General features: G+C 40.2%; 25 protein-coding genes. 9 read left to right on the top strand and 16 right to left on the bottom strand.

Annotated elements, in window-relative coordinates:
- Window positions 1–161: 161 nt before the first annotated feature.
- From AN944_RS11365 to AN944_RS11405, 9 genes are all read right to left on the bottom strand, one after another.
- Entirely contained in the window at window positions 162–602 is a 441-nt protein-coding gene (locus AN944_RS11365) for a hypothetical protein (RefSeq protein WP_055024740.1), read from the bottom strand.
- 96 nt (window positions 603–698) lie between these two features.
- Complete coding sequence (locus AN944_RS11370; protein ID WP_055024741.1) at window positions 699–1,001, bottom strand: hypothetical protein; 303 nt, start codon at window positions 999–1,001, stop codon at window positions 699–701.
- The gene (locus AN944_RS11375) at window positions 994–1,179 is read right to left on the bottom strand and encodes a hypothetical protein (RefSeq protein WP_055024742.1); all 186 of its coding nucleotides are present in this window, start codon (window positions 1,177–1,179) and stop codon (window positions 994–996) included. The genes AN944_RS11370 and AN944_RS11375 overlap by 8 nt, the downstream gene beginning before the upstream one ends.
- Window positions 1,172–1,480: a hypothetical protein gene (locus AN944_RS11380; RefSeq protein WP_055024743.1), complete on the bottom strand. Its 309-nt coding sequence runs from the start codon at window positions 1,478–1,480 to the stop codon at window positions 1,172–1,174. Before AN944_RS11380 ends, AN944_RS11375 begins: the two co-directional genes overlap by 8 nt.
- A gap of 78 nt (window positions 1,481–1,558) precedes the next feature.
- Window positions 1,559–2,047, bottom strand: a complete 489-nt coding sequence (locus AN944_RS11385; protein ID WP_055024744.1) for a hypothetical protein — start codon at window positions 2,045–2,047, stop codon at window positions 1,559–1,561.
- Window positions 2,044–2,628, bottom strand: coding sequence for a hypothetical protein (locus AN944_RS11390; RefSeq protein WP_144430180.1), 585 nt, complete (start codon window positions 2,626–2,628; stop codon window positions 2,044–2,046). The genes AN944_RS11385 and AN944_RS11390 overlap by 4 nt, the downstream gene beginning before the upstream one ends.
- Window positions 2,629–2,855: 227 nt before the next feature.
- Window positions 2,856–3,206 (bottom strand): hypothetical protein, encoded by a 351-nt coding sequence (locus AN944_RS11395; protein WP_055024746.1) that lies wholly within the window; start codon window positions 3,204–3,206, stop codon window positions 2,856–2,858.
- Window positions 3,203–3,553: a hypothetical protein gene (locus tag AN944_RS11400; protein ID WP_055024747.1), complete on the bottom strand. Its 351-nt coding sequence runs from the start codon at window positions 3,551–3,553 to the stop codon at window positions 3,203–3,205. The genes AN944_RS11395 and AN944_RS11400 overlap by 4 nt, the downstream gene beginning before the upstream one ends.
- A 249-nt stretch (window positions 3,554–3,802) precedes the next feature.
- Entirely contained in the window at window positions 3,803–4,360 is a 558-nt protein-coding gene (locus AN944_RS11405; protein ID WP_055024748.1) for a recombinase family protein, read from the bottom strand.
- Between the two features lie 316 nt (window positions 4,361–4,676).
- Between AN944_RS11405 and AN944_RS11410 the strand changes: the two genes are divergently transcribed.
- The 5 genes from AN944_RS11410 to AN944_RS11430 all read left to right on the top strand — a co-directional run bounded on the left by AN944_RS11410 (window position 4,677) and on the right by AN944_RS11430 (window position 10,823).
- The gene (locus tag AN944_RS11410; protein WP_055024854.1) at window positions 4,677–5,807 is read left to right on the top strand and encodes an ImmA/IrrE family metallo-endopeptidase; all 1,131 of its coding nucleotides are present in this window, start codon (window positions 4,677–4,679) and stop codon (window positions 5,805–5,807) included.
- Entirely contained in the window at window positions 5,804–6,301 is a 498-nt protein-coding gene (locus AN944_RS11415; RefSeq protein WP_055024749.1) for a DUF4411 family protein, read from the top strand. Before AN944_RS11410 ends, AN944_RS11415 begins: the two co-directional genes overlap by 4 nt.
- Window positions 6,302–6,754: 453 nt before the next feature.
- Window positions 6,755–7,417 carry a sulfotransferase family protein gene (locus tag AN944_RS11420; protein ID WP_055024750.1) on the top strand — a complete coding sequence of 221 codons (663 nt, stop codon included), beginning with the start codon at window positions 6,755–6,757 and terminating at the stop codon, window positions 7,415–7,417.
- A gap of 123 nt (window positions 7,418–7,540) precedes the next feature.
- The gene (locus tag AN944_RS11425) at window positions 7,541–8,212 is read left to right on the top strand and encodes a DUF2057 domain-containing protein (protein ID WP_055024751.1); all 672 of its coding nucleotides are present in this window, start codon (window positions 7,541–7,543) and stop codon (window positions 8,210–8,212) included.
- A 157-nt stretch (window positions 8,213–8,369) separates the two neighbouring features.
- Complete coding sequence (locus tag AN944_RS11430) at window positions 8,370–10,823, top strand: penicillin acylase family protein (protein ID WP_082419995.1); 2,454 nt, start codon at window positions 8,370–8,372, stop codon at window positions 10,821–10,823.
- Here the strand turns inward: AN944_RS11430 and AN944_RS11435 are convergent.
- On the bottom strand, window positions 10,820–11,782 hold the full coding sequence (locus AN944_RS11435; protein WP_055024752.1) for a TDT family transporter: 963 nt from the start codon (window positions 11,780–11,782) through the stop codon (window positions 10,820–10,822). The genes AN944_RS11430 and AN944_RS11435 overlap by 4 nt on opposite strands.
- 190 nt (window positions 11,783–11,972) lie before the next feature.
- On the opposite strand from AN944_RS11435, the gene AN944_RS11440 reads away from it, so the two are divergent.
- The gene (locus tag AN944_RS11440; protein WP_055024753.1) at window positions 11,973–12,863 is read left to right on the top strand and encodes a LysR substrate-binding domain-containing protein; all 891 of its coding nucleotides are present in this window, start codon (window positions 11,973–11,975) and stop codon (window positions 12,861–12,863) included.
- Between the two features lie 121 nt (window positions 12,864–12,984).
- Here AN944_RS11440 and AN944_RS11445 read toward each other — a convergent pair whose 3' ends face one another.
- Both AN944_RS11445 and AN944_RS11450 read right to left on the bottom strand, forming a co-directional pair.
- Window positions 12,985–13,275, bottom strand: coding sequence for a hypothetical protein (locus AN944_RS11445; protein ID WP_055024754.1), 291 nt, complete (start codon window positions 13,273–13,275; stop codon window positions 12,985–12,987).
- Between the two features lie 191 nt (window positions 13,276–13,466).
- Window positions 13,467–14,459: an alpha/beta fold hydrolase gene (locus tag AN944_RS11450; RefSeq protein WP_055024755.1), complete on the bottom strand. Its 993-nt coding sequence runs from the start codon at window positions 14,457–14,459 to the stop codon at window positions 13,467–13,469.
- Window positions 14,460–15,035: 576 nt separating this feature from the next.
- Between AN944_RS11450 and AN944_RS21970 the strand changes: the two genes are divergently transcribed.
- On the top strand, window positions 15,036–15,170 hold the full coding sequence (locus AN944_RS21970; RefSeq protein ID WP_268788272.1) for a hypothetical protein: 135 nt from the start codon (window positions 15,036–15,038) through the stop codon (window positions 15,168–15,170).
- Between the two features lie 209 nt (window positions 15,171–15,379).
- Window positions 15,380–15,763: a thiol-disulfide oxidoreductase DCC family protein gene (locus AN944_RS11455; protein ID WP_268788276.1), complete on the top strand. Its 384-nt coding sequence runs from the start codon at window positions 15,380–15,382 to the stop codon at window positions 15,761–15,763.
- 11 nt (window positions 15,764–15,774) lie between these two features.
- Here AN944_RS11455 and AN944_RS11460 read toward each other — a convergent pair whose 3' ends face one another.
- The 3 genes from AN944_RS11460 to AN944_RS11470 form a co-directional block, all read right to left on the bottom strand.
- On the bottom strand, window positions 15,775–16,149 hold the full coding sequence (locus AN944_RS11460) for a hypothetical protein (protein WP_055024855.1): 375 nt from the start codon (window positions 16,147–16,149) through the stop codon (window positions 15,775–15,777).
- Between the two features lie 139 nt (window positions 16,150–16,288).
- The gene (locus tag AN944_RS11465; protein ID WP_055024757.1) at window positions 16,289–17,047 is read right to left on the bottom strand and encodes an alpha/beta fold hydrolase; all 759 of its coding nucleotides are present in this window, start codon (window positions 17,045–17,047) and stop codon (window positions 16,289–16,291) included.
- Window positions 17,048–17,106: 59 nt separating this feature from the next.
- Entirely contained in the window at window positions 17,107–18,126 is a 1,020-nt protein-coding gene (locus AN944_RS11470; RefSeq protein ID WP_055024758.1) for a M14 family zinc carboxypeptidase, read from the bottom strand.
- A gap of 234 nt (window positions 18,127–18,360) precedes the next feature.
- On the opposite strand from AN944_RS11470, the gene AN944_RS11475 reads away from it, so the two are divergent.
- Window positions 18,361–18,849 (top strand): hypothetical protein, encoded by a 489-nt coding sequence (locus AN944_RS11475; RefSeq protein ID WP_055024759.1) that lies wholly within the window; start codon window positions 18,361–18,363, stop codon window positions 18,847–18,849.
- A 57-nt stretch (window positions 18,850–18,906) separates the two neighbouring features.
- On the opposite strand, the gene AN944_RS11480 is transcribed toward AN944_RS11475, so the two are convergent.
- The gene (locus AN944_RS11480; RefSeq protein WP_055024760.1) at window positions 18,907–19,347 is read right to left on the bottom strand and encodes a PACE efflux transporter; all 441 of its coding nucleotides are present in this window, start codon (window positions 19,345–19,347) and stop codon (window positions 18,907–18,909) included.
- Window positions 19,348–19,439 lie beyond the last annotated feature (92 nt).

Here is a 19,439-nt window from a genome sequence, read left to right on the forward strand (position 1 = left end):
AGCAATCAAGATAATGGAGCGTAGCGACATTGCAGCGTAGCTGCTCAAACGTCTTCTACGTATCGAGTGATTGAGTTCGCTGCGCTCACGATGCTGCATATCAAGTAAAACTTGATATGGATTAGATGATAGCTTGAGTGTTAGTTGAGGAGTGAATCTAACTAAGATACTAGGGGTAAAATCTCAAGGTTTTGCTTTTCGTATTTGATGGATGAATCAATAACATTGAGCGACTGACTCTTTTGCTGAGCTTCGTGATACTCACTTTCAAGCTCTTCACTACTAAGAAGCTTTTTGGCATCAAACTTAAGATTACTTTTATAGACTGCTTGCAACTTGTTTTTATCAGCAGCTCTTTTACTCTTACTTTGGCGAACTAGAAAAGAATGAAAACTTTTATTTTTTACTTTTCCGATGTAGGGCTCTACAAGCCACTGAACTTTCGTTGGTGAAACTTGGTAACGATAATAGCACTTACTAAATCTGCGCTTGTACTCGCTACTTACGAGTGTATTCACTTCAAGTAACTCTTCATCTGACAGTGCTTGAATCAGACTTCTTTTCTTTCTTTTTATTACTATTTCTAGTTTTTCAATAGACACGTTATTTCCTTGGTGTTTGTGAGGAATAAATAGGATAACCCGAGATTTTCATTTTATAAACAAACTAGGAAATTAATTTAATACTACGCAATAACCTTACAGTTTAAGCAGGGTAAAATCTTGCTTAGTCGGCGCAGACTCGTGGACACCGACCGTATCAAACACATCGAATAATGCCTTAGTTAAACCATCATTCGGTAGCTTGATATATTCATTACTTCTCGTAGACGCTAGTAGATGTGTTCCGTTCTCAGCCTGATAATTCTCTATAACAAAGAATGAGCCTATCAGTGTTGGAATAATCAAGTACCAACGATTTATTGATTCATTAAATTGTGCGGTTAATCCATATTGTCTCATTAGCGATTTCAACACATTTGAGCTTGGTTCATTAATCATGTTTAGTTTCCTTGTAAGTAGTTTGTTGAGCTGTTCCGTATTTTGCGAGTATCTGAGCAGTTGTGCCGTAGAACACTGTTGTGCCGTCGTTCACGCGCTCGTAGCCGTTAGAATCGAGTCTGCTTACTGCTTTACGTGCAGCTTTACGTTTAAGTGCTTTGCGTGCTGCTCTATTCATTAGCCGACTCCGCCTGCTCGTCAGCTTCAATCAATTCAATATTTGCTTGGAACTTTGCCATTTCTATTTCTATAGCCGCATTCTTTTTTGCTTCGATTAGCTCAAGTTCGTGCTGGAATTTCTGTTGCTGTAGAAAAGCATCTTTATAAACATCTTTCGCCATTTCGATTGGCAGCTTTGCTTTGAGGTCAAAGCTGCTCACTAGAGACTCCATTGCATTGTTCTTAATGACTGTATTTCTCTTGCGTTGCTCGACTCCACGAGCCTGAGCTGCTTTTGCATTATCTTTTGTAAATGCCATACATTCTCCAAATAACAGACGGCAGAGCGCCGCCTACTAATTTATTAGTTGGTGTAAATCTGTGTAAAACGGTGTTATTTAAGCGTAATCGACGGAGTTGCAAGACTTGATTTTGTGCGCGATAGCGGAGTTAACTTGCTCAATTTTAAATGTATCGTAAAGACCAGCGTTAAGAGTTGCATAACCACCAGCATCACCGAATTCCTCTGCTAGCTGTTTATAGGAGACAAAGCGGGGTTTATGATTAGTACCGACCAACAAAAAACTTTCACCAGAATTTGTATTTGTGACACACCATTTACCCACTAGCGATTCTCGATAAGCCGCTTCTAATAGCTTTTGGTTAATCATTCTTTCCTCGAATTTTTGCTTATTTTCGACCCGAGTTCGGTAACGTTCACATGCTTTATCAAACTGAGATTTCGTACAACTTTGTCCAAGCTCTGAGTGCAGGAAATTCGATAAAAGAGAATTACCAGATAAAACAACCATCCGCGTTATCGCTGTGACATCGTAGTGCCAAACATCTTTTTTAAATGCTTTTGCATTGTTCAGCTCAATATTCATCGTAGCGCTCCAGCAATCATATCGGCAGTGGATACGTTTATAGCTGTATCAAACGTAACTCCTGACTCCTGCAAAGCTGCGGTAGCTAAGGCTGCGGCACTCTTATGACTCGGACTAGCATTGCTATTCGTTATCGGCTTACGCACAGTGACCTGCGGTTGAGTGATGGTAACGGCGTTATCAACCGCATCTCCATCTTCAATCGCTAGCATCCGAGTTAAATCAATTAACTCTCTCGCCTTCATTGTGGATATATCAATCTCAGCATATGGTGCGAAAGGAGTGTCGTTGACGAATTCGCTATCGCTTTCGTCACCGACAAATGTCACATCAAAGTCGGATACAGATTCGTACTCAGGTTCTAGCGCGTAAACGTTTCCATCAACCGAGACCATTCCTACTGTATGGAAATGGTCTAACGCGTTGGTTGTTACGACCAACTCCATTGCATCGTCGAGGTAATTGTCCATAAAATCTTTATGTGGCACTCGAACCATTTCATTTTCATAATCAATATCATTTTCCTTGTCGATAACATGACCAATAGCACTTTCGCTGACCGAGACCGCGCTAGAGTTCAACGTCGAGCCGTCAGCCATGCCTACAATGTAATAGTTGTTATTACTATCTACCTTAGACAATTTAAACCCGACCCCTGCACTCTCCAATGCGCGGTGCTTCAAACCGACACCGTGGTCGTTTAAAAAAGATATTTTATTGTTTTCAAACCGACCAACCACATTGATTAATTTTAAAGATTTTGCGGACTCGGCATCTTGAAATACTAGATTAGAATGTGTTTGTTTCATTAGTTCAGATACTCCCAAAAGCCTTGAACGTGTTCTGAATTCAGAATGTTTTCACGCTGGTTTTTAGTCAGCTTGAACTGCTCAATATATTCACTCCAGTGTACGTAAAGCGAGATTCCGTCGTAGTCCCAAATTAGAGTAACCGACTCAAGTAATTGAATCTCGGCTAGCGTATGGTCGATGCCCAGAGAATTTTTAATGGTGCTCACTAATTCCAATGCGAACACCAACTCGCCTTCACTCAGCGCAACCATTATTTCCGTTAGTTCGAAAGCATTGTCGAAAATGTCTTTCTCGACGTACGGCATTTGCTCTGAAAGCTTTCCGTATAGGTTTAGGTTTTTGTTCATTCTTTTAAGTCCAATGCAGTTATTGTGGTATCGGATAAGTCTTGCGTAATTAAGTGATTTACAAACACCGCTGCCACTTTGTTTGGCTTAGTAAGTGTTAGCAATTCCGAATCTTTGACGCTGTGATTTTTCTTGAATGCTTTCCATTCGGTGATTAATCTATGTGTTTTCACGTCTTTTAATTTGGCGCTGATTTGAGTTAGAAATCTGGATTCTTCCGCTGTAGCATCGTTGGCTAGAATTGTCATGAATTCGGAATACGTCTTTAAGCTTTCTACTTTCTGCTTTGTATTTTCGCGATGCACTTTGCTCAACTCCGCTGAAGTTTTACGAGTCTTTGTTGTCATAATTGAAATCTCTATTAGGTTATGCGGCTATGCTTTAATCACGCGCCGTTCCGTGAGCTAGTTTTTCAGGAAACACTTACTAGCAAGTGCTGCTTTTTCACAAAGCTGTCATCACACGGAGAAGTGTCAATCTTCTCTCTCTGATTACAACTCTATTTATACGTGCTTTTCTGACGTGCTTTTGCTGATTTACAGGTATAAAAAAAGCACTCATTTGAGTGCTTTGATGTTGCCCTGTCCTTGCTGTGCCTATGCGCCCGAGATGGTTTCTTTCATTTTCTTACTTGCTCTCGAGATAGTAGCGACCGAATAACCCAGTTTCGCAGCGGTCTTTCGAATGGATAATCCCTGCTCCAGCTCTACTTTAATTGCTTCATAATCAACAGTTGACTTTCTGCCCGAGTATTTCCCTTTTAGTTGAGCCTTTTGAATCCCCTCTTTTTGACGCTCCAGCATCATCTCGCGCTCAAATTGGTAAACTGAACCAAGTAGATTAAGCATTAATGAGTTCATTGGGTTTTTCTTATCGGCAGTAAATGTCATCTGCTCTTTTCTAAACTGAACATCCACACCTTTATCATTAAAAAAATCTATAAGCTCAATCAAATTCTTAATATTACGAGCCAAACGAGAAATATCATGGACTGTCACTACATCACCCTTTCGAGCGAAATCCTTTAAACTTTCAAGCTCAGCTCTGTTTGTAGCCGAACCACTTACCTTATCAATATAAGTTTTATCAGCATCAATCTGCTGACGGTCTATGTTCTGCTCTACTGTAGATATTCGAATGTAGTTAATTATCATTTAATTGCTCTCATTAGACTCTAGAGATTATGATAACACTGGTATCTTTAGGCAGAAACCACTTTATTGAATACAGTTTTTGATATGTTCGAATGCTGTCTTTAGGCTATGGTCTATTGATAACACAAAATATCCCTATCCATTTCAAATATAAAGCACCGATATAGCTCCCTTGATATTTCAATAAAAATCAAAGATAAGTTGGCTTAAATGAAAAAAAGCGTTAATATTTTGTAATTATTATTACATTCCCTTTCTAGAATCGCTATGGGGGGTTATGATTCAATGGACTGAAATCAGAAAGTAAATGTTAAGAATGGCAACTCAAGCACACGTAAACCCAATGTTAATCAGCTGGGCTAGAAATAGGTCTGGTCTAAGCGAAACTGTGCTTGCTGATAAAATGAAAGTAAAGCTCGAAAAAGTAATGGATTGGGAGCACGGAAGAGCTAAACCAACTTTTAAGCAAGCTCAGAAGCTTGCGAAATGCACTCACACTCCATTCGGTTATTTTTTTCTCCCAAAACCTCCAATTGAAAATTTTCCAATACCAGACCTTCGCACTGTTGAAGGGAGGGAACTTAGCCAGCCTAGCCCTGAGCTAAGAGATGTAATAACCCAGGTGCTTACAAAGCAAAATTGGTACAAAGATTATTTAATATCCAATGAAGCTGAACAAGTACCCTACGTTGGCAGTTTACCTATACAAACTCCAATACCTAAAGCTGCTAAAGCTATTAGAGATGCTATAGGCGTTCCTACGCCAGAACGTGGCAGCTGGGAAGAATATTATAAGGCTCTGATTGAAGGAGCTGAGGCTGCTGGTATTCTGGTTATGCGAAGCGGCATCGTTGGTAATAACACTCATAGAAAGCTTCAAGTTTCCGAGTTTAGAGGTTTTGCAATTTGTGACCCTTACGCCCCTGTTATCTTTATTAATAGTTCGGACGCACCTTCCGCTCGCTTATTCACCTTTATACATGAATTAGCTCATATTTGGCTAGGAAGTAGCGGAATATCCAATCTTGAGCGAAGTGATGCAGCCGAAGAAAAGTACTGTAATTCAGTAGCTGGGGAGTTTTTAGTTCCTGAAAATCAAATTTTGAAACTATGGTCAAAAAATGAAAGCCTAATAACAAACTTAACCATACTTGCTAGTCAGTTTCATGTAAGCAAAGTCGTTATAGCTAAACGAGCTTTTGACTCTGGAATTATTAGTTATGAGGCATACTCCGACTTCTACAAAAGCGAACTTGACAAGTTTAAAAACAAAGATGGTGGAGGTGGTAATTTCTACCGCTCTGCTGGGGCAAAGAATAGTGTCAAATTAGCTCAAGCTGTTGTAACAGAGGCTAGAAGCGGTAGATTGCTATTAAGAGATGCTGGCCGAGTTCTAGGAATCACCCCGAGTTCAATAGGAAAATTTGCGAGTACATTACCATTATGAAGTTTTTACTAGATGCTAATACCTTTATCGAAGCAAAAGGGCGCTACTACGGCATGACTATTTGCCCCGCATACTGGGAGTGGCTGCTTAAAGCTCACGAAAAAGGTGAAATCATAAGTATTGAAATGGTAAAAGATGAACTGCTAAATGGTAATGACTTATTAGAAGAATGGGTTAGAAACAACCAGCATATTTTTATGCCTGAAAGTGACTCGCAGATTCAGACTAATTTTGGTGTGGTAGTTCAGACTGTTTTTGGCATGACGCAGATGAAGCAAGGCACACATGAAGAGTTTATGTCTGGAGCCGACCCTTGGCTTATAGCTACAGCAATGACTACCGGTGCAACAATCGTCACTCAGGAAGTTTACAAAAGAGATATTAAAAAGAAGATACATATACCTAATGTCTGTGAAATTCTCGGGGTTAAGTACATGAACACGTTTGAAATGTTACATGAACTACAAGCGGAATTTGTATTGCCAGCTGCATAATTTATTGAAATATTATACGGCCTGTACGAGGTGGATAAGCTCTTTCTCAAGTTTGAAAATAAAAAAGCCGACAATTATAGTCGGCTTTTTTATTTTTGTAATGATTTGGTGTATTTCAGAAGATATATCTCGTCAAAATTGGGTAGACAATTCAAAGTTAAGCCACTGTAAAATAATTTTTTAATCAGCTTATTGTTTATATTTTTATTGAGTTAAAACTCCAAACACTGAGACATACTATAACCGATAAAAAGTTACTATCTTTTTGTATTAGATTAAACATATAATTAAAGTGCTGTACAGAACCTAAGTTAAAGTTCGGCTGGCTACTTATTGATAGTTGCAATGCCTAATGCAGCAAGCAGTGACCTCAAATACAAGCATAAGAAGTGACAGTCATAATGGTACTTGCCCACCTTCCCTATATCGCCCTTTGCCAACCTGAGTGCATTTATGAGTAAAGTTTTTATTATTGGTTTGCCACGTACTGGCACCACCAGCGTCAGTGTTGCATTATTAGATTACGGGTTTAAAGTCGCCCATATTGGGCTCACTAAACGTGCCTTTGAAGTTGCCGATGTGGTATCAGATGTACCTTGCTTTTGTGATTATCCCCAATTAGACAAGCTGTTTCCTGATGCCAAATTTGTTTATATCGATAGGCCGCTTGATAAGTGGGTATCCTCAATTCAAATGTTACTCACTAAAATGAAACCTAACTTGCTAGAAAAAACTGGCACGTTTCATCCAATATTAAAACGTAGCTTTAAACAAACTTTTGGGGATATTAACGCTGACAACTTACTCGATGAAGCACGGCTTAAAGCATGCTATCTAAGGCATCAGCAAGGTGTATTAAATTATTTTGCGCAACGTGATGATTTACTCACAATTACACTAAGCGAACCAGATAGCCTAACGCAACTACTGCGTTTTATTGGAGTAAGCGAAAATCGTATTAATGCCAGCCTTAACCACAGTTTTCCTGTGTTAAATGTCGGCACGCATGTGGCTAGTTGGGGCGAGCATAAGCACCCTAATAAGGTTAATACTAATTTGGCAGGTCCAGAACATAGAAAGTTCTTTGATTATAAAAAGCTAAGTTTGAGTCATTAATCGCTAAATAACAATTTTGTCATTATGTAACTATCGCAAGATTTGCTATAACTTAACCAGAGCTTTTATGCATTAATACAAGGTACAAGCTGCGTTAGCTACCCTTGCCTAAATGGGAATACTATGACCTCTAAGCCACTTTTCACTACACTCGTTATCACACTATTTTTATCACTCGTCAGCCCTATGTCTTTTGCTGCCAGCATATTGAAATTACCTAGCAGTGCCGAAGTCAAAGTATTGAATGGCCAGACGTTTGATGGCGGCCGTGAAGTCACTTTAGTAGAAGGCACTAACCAAATCGTGTTTCGCTACGTTATCAATTACCGCGATAGTGGCATGCAAACCCAGTTTAACTCAGACCCTGTCATTTTAACCTTTGATGCCAATAACGCTGAATATGAATTATCGCTACCTAGCATTCGCAATAAAAATGCAGCGAATAAGTTCAATAACACCCCATCAGTCACTCTGAGGAGTAATCAAAGTAATTCAGTGGCATATCAAGCCGACATTTTACGTAAAGATGGATTACAGCTAGGTCGAGATTATCAAGAAGAATTACTCACCTACAATCAAACACAACAGCTTGCCTCGGTTGCTGCATTTGCACCAACGAACACAGTACCGACTAACGTAGCGTCAGCCAGTACAGTTGCGCCAGCTCAACCACAGGTGATTACCCCAAAAACAATTGCTGAAGACCAAGCTGAAATCAGTGAAATGCTGGATTACTGGTACAACAAAGCCAATGCAGAAACCAAAGCGAAGTTTAAAGCCAAAATAAGTCAGTAACGTAACCCGCCTTCTTCGAAACCGTTAGCTTTACCCAAAAGTGAGGCTAACTGATTCTTTCTACTTTGCTTTTTTACACACTATATTCAAAAATCACTTTTAACAATTCGATAACCTTGGTTATGATAGACAGGTTCACTTTACTGGGTAAGAAATCATGTCTTTTAGCCTTAACCGGGTTTTACAATCTAAGTTCACCAAATATTCACTAGCCATAGTGTTATTGCTAGTCGGTATTATCATTCTGGCTATTTATAGCACCCTGCGTTTAAGCATGCCCTCGTTATCAGCCACGGTAGTGAGTGACGACATTTCAGCTCCACTAACCATTGAACGAGACACATTAGGCACCGCAATCATTACCGCCAGTAACCGCAAAGATGCAGCCTATGCTTTGGGGTATGCACATAGCCAAGATCGATTTTTTCAAATGGACTTATTGCGCCGAAATGCCGCTGGCGAATTGGCTGAAATATTTGGCAAAGCCGCACTTAAATTGGATAAAAACAAACGTTTTCATCAATTAAGAATGCGAGCACAAAACATTTTTGAGCAACTACCACAGCAAGATAAAGCCATGCTTAGTGCATATACCCAAGGGGTAAATCATGCATTAGCAGAACAAACTGTGCGCTCATTTGAGTACTTGCTGACACAGTCTAGCCCACGAGAATGGCATGAAACTGACAGCTTGTTAGTGATTTATAGTATGTACCTAGATTTACAAGGTAATACAATTAAACGTGATATGGCGTTAACCCAATTGCAGCAAGCCTTTGGCAACGAAATGGTCGATTTTTTAATCCAGCCAAGTCATCACCAAGCCGCCTTAGATGAAAGCCAAATACCGCTGTATCAAGGAGATATTCCCGCTCTCGAGGACGATATTTTACTGAGTGCGATAACTCAGGCGATTGAAGAACCAGTAGAAGTAGGCAGTAACAATTGGGCAGTAACGGGGCAATTAACCGATTCCGGCCGCGCAATGTTGTCCGATGACATGCATTTATCCTTTGCGGTACCCATTATTTGGTATCGTGCACAACTCAATTACCAAACAAGTGCAGCTCAAGATTCAGCAAAATCTAATCCACCTGTTTCAGATAAATCATCACACCAAATCACAGGAGTAAGCCTTCCGGGCGCACCTGCGATAGTCGTTGGTTCTAATGGCAAACTCGCTTGGGGCTTTACCAACAGTTACATCGACACGGCTGACTGGATTGAAATTAGCCCTGATACAGCAATCGATATTGAATATGAACCTATCGAACTGCCTAACGATCAAGTGAACTATACGATTCAAGTTAGTGAATTTGGTCCAGTAAAAACAGTAGCCGGTGTTAATTATGCACTATCTTGGGTGGGGCATGCTGATTACGCGGTTAACATGGCGTTATTGTCATTAGAAACCGCAGAGACTGTTGAGCAAGCCAGCGCACTTGCAACAGAAATTGGGATCCCAGCACAAAATATGTTGCTGGCAGATAATCAAGGTAATGCAGGCTGGACAATCGCAGGGGCAGTTCCCGCTCGTGACAACCCTTCGAATACAGCCCAGTCACCAAGCAATTTTCAATCTTCAAAATGGCAACTGCAACAAGCCGTTATGCCTGAGGTGATAAATCCTGATAACCAACGTATATGGACAGCAAACTCTCGCGTTTTATCTAGCGAAGAGCAATTACGCTTTGGAGATGGCGGTTATGCGCTTGGCGCTCGCGGCGTACAGATACGTGATCGCCTATTAGCAAGTTCAAACTTTAGCGAAGCCGATTTTTATCAGTTACAGCTCGATAATGAAGCACTTTTTTTAGCACCTTGGCAGCAATATTTACTGCAAATATTGAGTGAATACCCTGTTGAATATGCCGAAGACATAAAACTGATTGCCAATTGGGGCCACTGCGCTTGTGCTGATTCAGTGGGCTACACATTAGTCAGACACTTTAGAACGGCGCTAATAGATCAAACATTTGCCCCTATCGAAACAGAGCTCAAAGAAAGAGAAAGCGGCTTGTCAGTGATAAAACGATACCTTGAAACCCCAATGTGGCAAATCATCGAGCAGCAACCAGCCAGTTGGCTACCTAAAGCTCAACCTCATTGGCAGGCCTTTGCACTAAGCGCATATAACGATGCCAAACAGGCTTTATTCGCCAAGTATAGTAAGCATCAAAAGCTATCAGATCTACGCTGGGGAAAGGTCAACCAACTGCTAATCCAACACCCTTTTTCAAAACAGATCCCTCAACTCAGTCGTTGGTTAGATATGCCAAGTGTTGATGGTTTTGGTGATAGCTTTATGCCTGCAGTTCAAGGTAAATCGTTTGGTGCTTCACAGCGCTTTATTGTGCAGCCAGGTGCTGAGCAAGATGCAATTATGACCATACCTGGGGGGCAATCGGGTCATCCTTTGTCGCCTTACTACCGAAGTGGTTATCAGCAATATGTGACACATCAAAATACACCATTATTACCTACTGAGATTGAGCACACCTTGATGATTGAGCCATTAAAAGATAATCATGGTTCATTAACTGAAACCGATATAACTGAGGCTCAATCAGATACCCAAAATAGTGAAGCCGTTAAGTCAACGGCAGATTAAACCGTTAAATGACGCTGGCTGTTAAAAAAGTACGCATATCTGATTGCCACATAACTCACCGCTAGCGTAGCAATGGTTAGCTCAATCGTTGCCAGTAACTGTACTTGCTGAATATATTGACTGGCCATGCCAATGCTTTGCATCCATTCAATCATCTTAAATAACGCTGTCGCACCAATCACCATCGGGAAGGTAAAAGCCGCATAACCTGGGCTAAATGGGAGCTGCAGTAATTTGAAAAAAGCTAAGTAAATAATCGCTGTCATCAGTACGCCAATACCAAATAGTAAAGCAACAATAAGTGGTGATGGTGATGCTGTTACCGTTAAATATCCCGCTAACGATAAACTGGCAGGCGCGGCCAAAATGGCAATTGTTGGTTTCGCAGCATCTGGGACTTCATGGGTGAACATTAAGCGATAAATCATCATCGGCAGCATTACCGCATAAGCCAACATACCAAATATTAAGGCAGAGTTTGCCAATAAACTAAGCGCCCCTGTACCTGAAAACGATACGTCAGCAACGATAATTCCAACGGGTGGCACAAACCAACTTGGTACCATGTGGTGGAGCTCAAAATCCTTTGCGCGATGATAGATAAAGGTGACTAAAAAGACGACATGTAACCCAAGACCCACAAGCCATAAACTATCACCTAAAATCAGTGAGTAATGCCCCAACGCATTTGATACGACCATCAAGGCCATCGCAAAAGTTGGCACAACGCTGCCGACCACAGGATGAGCTAAATCAGCTTTAAGGGTGTCAGAATGAATTAAATATTTTACGGTCAACACCAGCAGCAACACACTGGCTAGCAAGGCGCCAAGTAACTGGCCATATCCTTGTATGTCTGCAAAATTTTCCCAGCACCAACCTAAACTCGCAATGCCAAGTGCAAGACCAGCCATAGGTGTTGGTGCTGCAAGCAATTTAACTTTGGTTGTTTGTAACATAATCACCTCAATGTCGTTGACCTACTTGCTCAAAAACCATTGGAGCAAACGAGCTGTCTTTTCAATTAAGTTGATCTTACGCTTGCTAAACGTTTATTTACATCTAACATTTTAAAACCTAGGTTAAGATATACTTAACGGTTAAGGTAACCGTTTATAATAAGGTTTATAAACCACTAAGGCTCACGTTATGTCAGCACATATCTCGTTTAAACAGCTCAATGTTTTCAATGCGATTACTCAGCACAAAACGCTCACCGCTGCTGCTGAAACATTATTTGTCTCAAAAGCAGCTGTCAGTTTGTCGTTAGCCGAACTAGAAAAACAACTCGGCCACCCGTTATTTGACCGAGTAAATAATCGCTTAATCTTGAATCAAGAAGGTAAAAAATTACTCCCCTTGGCCGATGAGTTAATTAACCGCCTACAACACATCAATCATGTGTTTGACCAAGACCAAGGCTTATCAGGCGTTTTACGGGTCGGAAGCAGTGACACCATAGGTAATCATTTATCGCCGAGTATATTAAGCGGATTTAAGCAAATAACACCTCAGCAAACCCAAAGTTTATTTGTCTCAAACTCTGCACATATTTGCCAAAAACTCATTGATTATGAACTCGATATTGGTCTTATTGAAGGTAAGCCACATCACCCTGACATCATTGCGGTGCCTTTTAGTGGCGATGCCATGTGTATTATTTGTGCTCCATCGCACCCATTTGCAGCAAAAGAACATGTTGCATTATCAGAACTTGAAAACAGTGAGTGGGTACTCAGAGAGCAAGGCTCAGGCTCTAGGGACAGTTTTATTCAAAACTTAGCCCCACACATTAAACAATGGCATCAAAGTATTGAACTTAATACCACAGAGGCACTGATCAATTCCGTGGCTGCAGGACTTGGGTTTGGCTGCTTATCGAATATCGCAGCCCAGCATGCATTAAAAAGCCAACGCGTCAGCAAGGTGAATGTCCCGATTGAAATGCCAAGAGAGTTTTGGGTATTACTTCACAAAGACAAATATCAGAGCCCGCTACTCAAACACTTTATTGAATATTGTGTCAATTGGGGCAAGTAACAACAAAAATAGAGTCATTGATATAAGGCTTTACCCTCTATGGAATAGGCTGAAAAGTATGGTTTTAGGCGAATGGTGATAGCGGTAGAGAGTCAAGAATAGAACTGCTGTTTTCAGTAAGTTATCGAAAAATAATATCCACTAAGGCAGCCCCAAACAGCAGTGTCATTGCTAAGCCCATCGTTAAAATGACTTTCTCTATCAATGATTGCTTAGGTTTATTTATTAATACAAAAATGGTGCGGTATAAGGTACTTGGAATCGCAATAAATAAACCGAATATAATCGGTAGCATTCCCACCATTGCCACAAATAATGCATTATCACTCGAAGATAATTGGGTATATAACATCATCCAAATTAATGATACTAAGAATATTATTGCCCCAATTGAAATAGAAAAAAGTGCCATCGTTAAACTCCCTTTTACTGACTACTATGCTTAATTTGTCGCTGTATGAGTTACATCCATGTCTTAATACACGCTACAAACTCATTTAAAATGAAAACGCCTTAGTGTAAAAACCGTTAATCTTATGCAAGATGAAATAGGTATGACGTTATTTATTGCCCATAAGCTATTTCACCTTGTTAGATTAAAGACTAGTGCTCAAGTGCTTTGTTAAAAGCTTTTATAAAAACATCATAATCTTCATATTGCGGCATATGACCTAACCCTTCAAGCTCAAACAATACTGAACCTTTAACTAGGTCGTTAGCCTGCTTACCCAGCGCTTTATATTCACCCAACGTCTTTGTTACCCCATCTTTAAGCCAACCTCTACCAGGGCCTGTGGTATCTCTAGTACCAATAATCAAAAATGTTTGACTGGTCACTTGTGAAAGCCTATCCACAATATTTTCAGAAAAAATCGGCCCGTAAGTTAATGCGTTATTCCAAGCAACCGCTTCCCAATCAGCCCCAGCTAGCATTCCTTTTAAAGGCACTAAGAGTTGTTCATATTCACTAGACCACTTGCCATCATAATAATTTTTTTTCTGGTAGTTTCTAGCCTTGTCTAACGTCTTTGCGAGTTCTCTTTTATAAAAAAAGTTTACGTCTTTAAATTGCGCATACTGACCATAATCCTCTAAACCAATTGGGTTTATCAAGATAAGCTTTTTCACTAATGTAGGGTAATTAACGGCAAACGTTGTCGCTAACATCCCTCCCATGGAATGGCCTACAAGTGTTATTTCTTCAACCCCTAAATGATCCAATATTAACTTCGTATTTAAGGCAAGCTGACCAAAACTATACTGATAAAACGCTGGTTTAGTTGATTTACCAAATCCAATTTGGTCTGGTATCACGACTCTATAGCCCTTCTCTAATAGGTCTTTAGCCACTCTTTCCCAGTAATAACCAGAAAAGTTTTTGCCATGTAATAACACAGCAACTTTCTTTGCACTCTTATTGCCTGTATCCATATAGCGCATTTGCAAATCTTGATTCTGAGAGTTGAAATCAAAAGTATTGACTTCAAATGGATACTCGAACCCATCAAGCTCTTTGTTATATGTCACTTGAGTGGCGGCATAAGCCTGTAAAGACACAGAAAAAGCAAACAGCATAGTAAGAAGGTACTTCATCATTTTAAACGCTTCCTTTATATGGTTTATAAGTAGGGGAATGCTATTTTTACATCATTTTCATACAATTTCAGAAAAAATGAGCTGTACAAGGTTAACTAACAACACGGCTAAAAAAAGGTGAATTTTCACCTATCAGCAACTTATCAATGTTGCTCACTTTAATGCCTAGTCTCGCCTTTTAGCAATGCAAATCAGCGTAAAAATTTAGCGAACGAGAACAAAACTCTGCCTCACGAGACTGCTTTATGGCAACTTATCACCTCATAATTTCGCACTGGTATAACAGTATTAAACAGACAAAGGTGTGAATTAGCTCAGTCTCAGAAGGATTAGGGGTTGGCAGCTTATTTACTATTACGGTTAAATTCACATTAGAAAGCCAAAGTGTCAGTAAGATAAACGTCCCGCTTGAAATGCCAAGAAAGTGTTAGGTATTGATCCACAAATATAAATACCCCCTTTGCTGAAGACATTTACGAGATTTTGTGTGGATTGGAAAAGAATGATTATTAGCTAATAATCTGATTTAAATTAAATCAACAATAAAGTTAAGAGATTGAATTAACGAAATAAATCATGATAAAAGGCCAAGCTAAAAGGCAAAAAATAGACTTTTACTCTAAAGGGAAAAGAACCGATAAGTATTATTATCAAACCCATATTTTAGTTAAAGGCTTATCTCAAATAGAAGTTATAGCTGAAAAAGCTTAAATCCAACTCCCCAGTTCAACGCAAATTAAAAGCCTCAACACTTTGTCGGCTGGTGCTTTAATTGGGGGAATACTAACAAGTTTCCATTTATCTAAACCAATAAAATCTAAAAGCCCGGATATGATAATATTTGAGCATTAACAAACTCCTCCTTTCTTAATCACCATCTCTAACTCCATAAGGAATAGGTTATCCCAAAGCATATTATTATCTTCGATGGCGTGTGCAACCTTTGCAATGGTACGGTTAGCTTTATCATTCAACGTGACCATAAAGATGTGTTTTTGTTCACCCCGATGCAAAGCCAAACAGCACAATCGCTAATCGCCAAACATCAGTTGGAGGGAGTCAGTAATGATTCATTTATTCTAATCAAAGGTGATAAGTTTTTTTTACGCAGTGATGCAGCGTTAGAGATAACAAAAGATCTATCTGGATTTTGGTATTTATGTAGGGGGTTTAGCGTGTTACCCAAGATAATTCGGGATTACGCCTATCGTTTAGTTGCCAAAAATCGATACCGCCTATTTGGTAAAAAACAGGCGTGTATGGTACCAACAGCTGCGTTACAGCATAAGTTTTTAGACCAATAGTTTACTGGCTATTACTGACTCTCTGTTGCTTTTACCGTTAACCGTTCTTGGTTTGATAATCGAATTTGAATACCATCAACTGTGGTGATGCGCTGGGCTTCAATGTCTTTTTTGCGAACTTGATAGCTAGCAGACATGGCTTCAACTGGAGAGGAAATTGTGACTTCAACGATGGTGTTATCGTCATACCAAGTCCAGCCCCAATATCCAGCAGAGGCCAACATGGATACCGCAATCATGGCGTAAATAACAACACGGCTGAAAAAAGGTGAATTTTCACCTGCCAGCAACTTATCATTGTTGCTCACTTTAGTGCCTCGACCACTGCGAATATAGGCAAAAGCCCCCGCTATAACTAATAACGTGACTAGTATTTTTGTCAGCACATCATCTTCCAATCAACATAACCTAGCTTTGATTATACTGTGTTTTGATTAATTTAACGTTATCTAGCACACAGCAATCAGTAATAAGCAAAAGCAGTGACCTCAAGCAAGGTTGACTCAATTAACGCTAAAGCATAAATCAAGACCTTGATAACGCCATTTCAATAAGCTGTTGTATTTGTTCAGGCTGATCTAGGCTTGCGTCATGGCCGCAGTGATCTACACGCAACAATTCAGTGTGATAAAATTTGGCTAATGCTTCACTACATTTAGGGTTGGCTAACTTATCTTGATTCGCCACAATAATACTCACTTTACAGTGACCAAACCAAGAACACTGATAGCGAGCAGCTGCATATATCTGCCTTGCGCCATTAAGTACACGGGTATGTAATTGACTACGCATGTTTCCCCAATCTTTAATGACTTTTTCATCATGGGCTTTAGTGACTGTGGTGTAGTTAAGCACGCAGGATTCTACAAAACTTAACTCTTTTGCTTTATGGCGATGCCAAATAGCATCCACTAACGGCATTAACTGAAAGCGCTGATACCACGGGGATAAGTTAGCTGCACTTGAATTAATCAATACAGCATGACGTACTTGTTTGTGACGTTGTCTTGCCATTTCTAATGCGATCATGCCACCCATCGACACGCCAACGACCACTAACTCTCGACTATAATCTGGGTTCTTAGCTAAGCCTTTATCTATTTGGTGCCAGATATCATCGCAATAATCTCGGATATTTAACGGACTATTTCTATCAGCAAGTTCCCCATTGCCAGTGGCATCAGGTGTCAGCAAATTAATGCCCGCTTGACGTAATTGCGTATCAAAGCCATACCAATGACGACTATCTCGCATTAACCCTCGCAGTAAAACCCACGTTGCCATCGACTACCTCAGTGTGAAATTTAACCTACCAACAAACTATAGTGACACTAATATATCGCTTAACGTTTTTTAGACCAATGCCTTTGTGCATCAGTTTGTAAACCTAAATATTGCTCGGCGCTGATTCCTTCAAGAGTCTGAGAAAAAGCCGCTTCAATCAAAAATTGCATCAATACAACATGACGGCGCAATATCCTGTGGTGACGGTGGGGTTTCTGCGGATTAAAATAACCCGAAAAATTAAATATTTGCCGTGGATTCTTTTTTACCCAAGCCCAGGAGCCCATCTCTAATGTCAATGGCACAAAAGGGACTTTACTGGGATGAGTTTTGGCAAGGTAATCCCAAATGTCACCGTGTGTCTGATAATAGTGACTTTGCGGTGCAACTTTATAATGCCCATGATGCGGATAACCACGGTCGAATAATTGCTTTAAGTGGTAGATATAGCCCATGCCTTCAAAGGGCCTGCGAGTATGAGCATAAGGGAACCAAATATGATCTGCTAAGCCAAAACCAGAGTGCGCATCTAGCGCGATGACACTGGTACTGGTGCCCTGTAACTCGCGCACATAATCCACTAATACTTGAGTTTCTGCCTCCATGCCATTTTGACCACGATACCAAGGCAACTTGCTACTGATGCGGTGTCCGCCGGCTAGGAAGGTGACTTTTTCTTCAGCATCGATGGGAGCATTACGCATCAAGTCAACATGATTACCATTACTGCGTGAGCCTTGTAAAAAGCCCACAGGGTTAGCCACTGGTACAAAAGCTAACCGCACTTGCTTTAACAAGATTTGTAAGTGCTTATCCCACGCTAATCGATTCAATAAACTGTCTAAAAATGACAATACGACTTGGGCGCCAATGCGCTCTACCCCATGAATACCACCAACAAACAACACTGTCGGGCAAGGTGACTCTTGATGTCCAAGCTCAATGGCGGTAATTGAAAGCGGCTTTCCTCGATAATGGGTATCAAATAATGATTGGTGACGAAATAGCCCTTGGTGTTTAGCAATCAGCCGCTGCAAAGTGTCTATTTCAAAAGAATGCTCAAACGAAAACTTTCCCATGCTCTATGCCTAATTAACTTACTTTTGTCACCTTGGCATAAGGTTATTGAGGCAGTAATACAACTTGATGACAAACACTGGTAATGCGTTGAATGTTTTATCGTTAAATGACTCATATCAGCGAGCAAAGTTACATTTCCCCCATACTCAGCTATAGTTGATTGCCATAACAAATTAAATTCACTAAATATTTTCATTTATTTTTTGCAACAGAATTTTCCAAAAGGACTCAACATGAAGATGGATTTTGAAAAAATTCAAATGCTGTATAGCCTTGAAAAAAGCTTATTAAAAACTGAGCTTAAACATCAACGCAAAGCCGCTTTTTTACTGGCCATTGCCATGTCTTTTTTTGCCTTAACCGTATTAGCGCTAAATGTCGCTATTTATCTGAGCATTGCTGACCTGGGCATATATGCACAAAAAGCATGGTGGTTAGTGGCCTTGAACGGCACATTTACAGTTATTCCTGGATTATTGCTTCTTGCCCATTCAAATCATCAACCTGATGCCGCTGCTATGGAAATTAGGGATGCACTTGCTGAGAGTCTCAAAACAGAACTCACGAACACTGCTGAAGATGTCACCATTACGGTAGAGCGAATGCAGCGCATTGGCAAAGATATTAAAGCCTTTAGTGAAGGAGGAATCGCCGCATTAGTTCCTATTGTTAAGCTGGCTTCTGAAGTGGTCTCAAGTAAAAAAGCCGATGCGCCAAAGTAACACCTTTAGCGCATACGACTAACGACAATATGCACATGCGCTTAGTAAGCGGCAATATCATGATAGCTTTAAGGGCTCATGAGCTTGCCGTTTATTGATGATGCTGGCGCGAATATGATCATAAGCATAATTGTAAACATAGGCATAGACTGTGATGAACAAGGTCACACTGATATCTAGCCAAAAAGCCTCTATCAGGCTAATTTTTAAAATATAGGCCATCACAGGAATGGTTAGTATCAATAAACCACTTTCAAACAAGGCAATTTGTATTACGCGCTGTTTTACGGTTCTCTTTTCACGAGCTCCAGTAAAGAAACGGTCAAACCCAAGATTAAATACAAAATTCCAGCCCATGGCGATTGTCGCAATAGCTATCATTGTTCCTGAAAGGGAAGCCAATTCATGTTCAGTAAACAACATCAATCCAATCACTGAACCAACAATGGCCAAAAACTCAAACAACACCGCATGAAACACACGCTCTAACGTAGACATATTAACCTCTGCTGATGCTATAGATTCGACTCTATAGCTGAAAACAAGCAAGATTATGGCAAGCTTAATCCATCAACAAAAGTTAACAGCCA

Origin of the sequence: Shewanella sp. P1-14-1 (assembly GCF_001401775.1) — a bacterium.
GTDB classification, from domain to species: Bacteria; Pseudomonadota; Gammaproteobacteria; order Enterobacterales; family Shewanellaceae; genus Shewanella; species Shewanella japonica.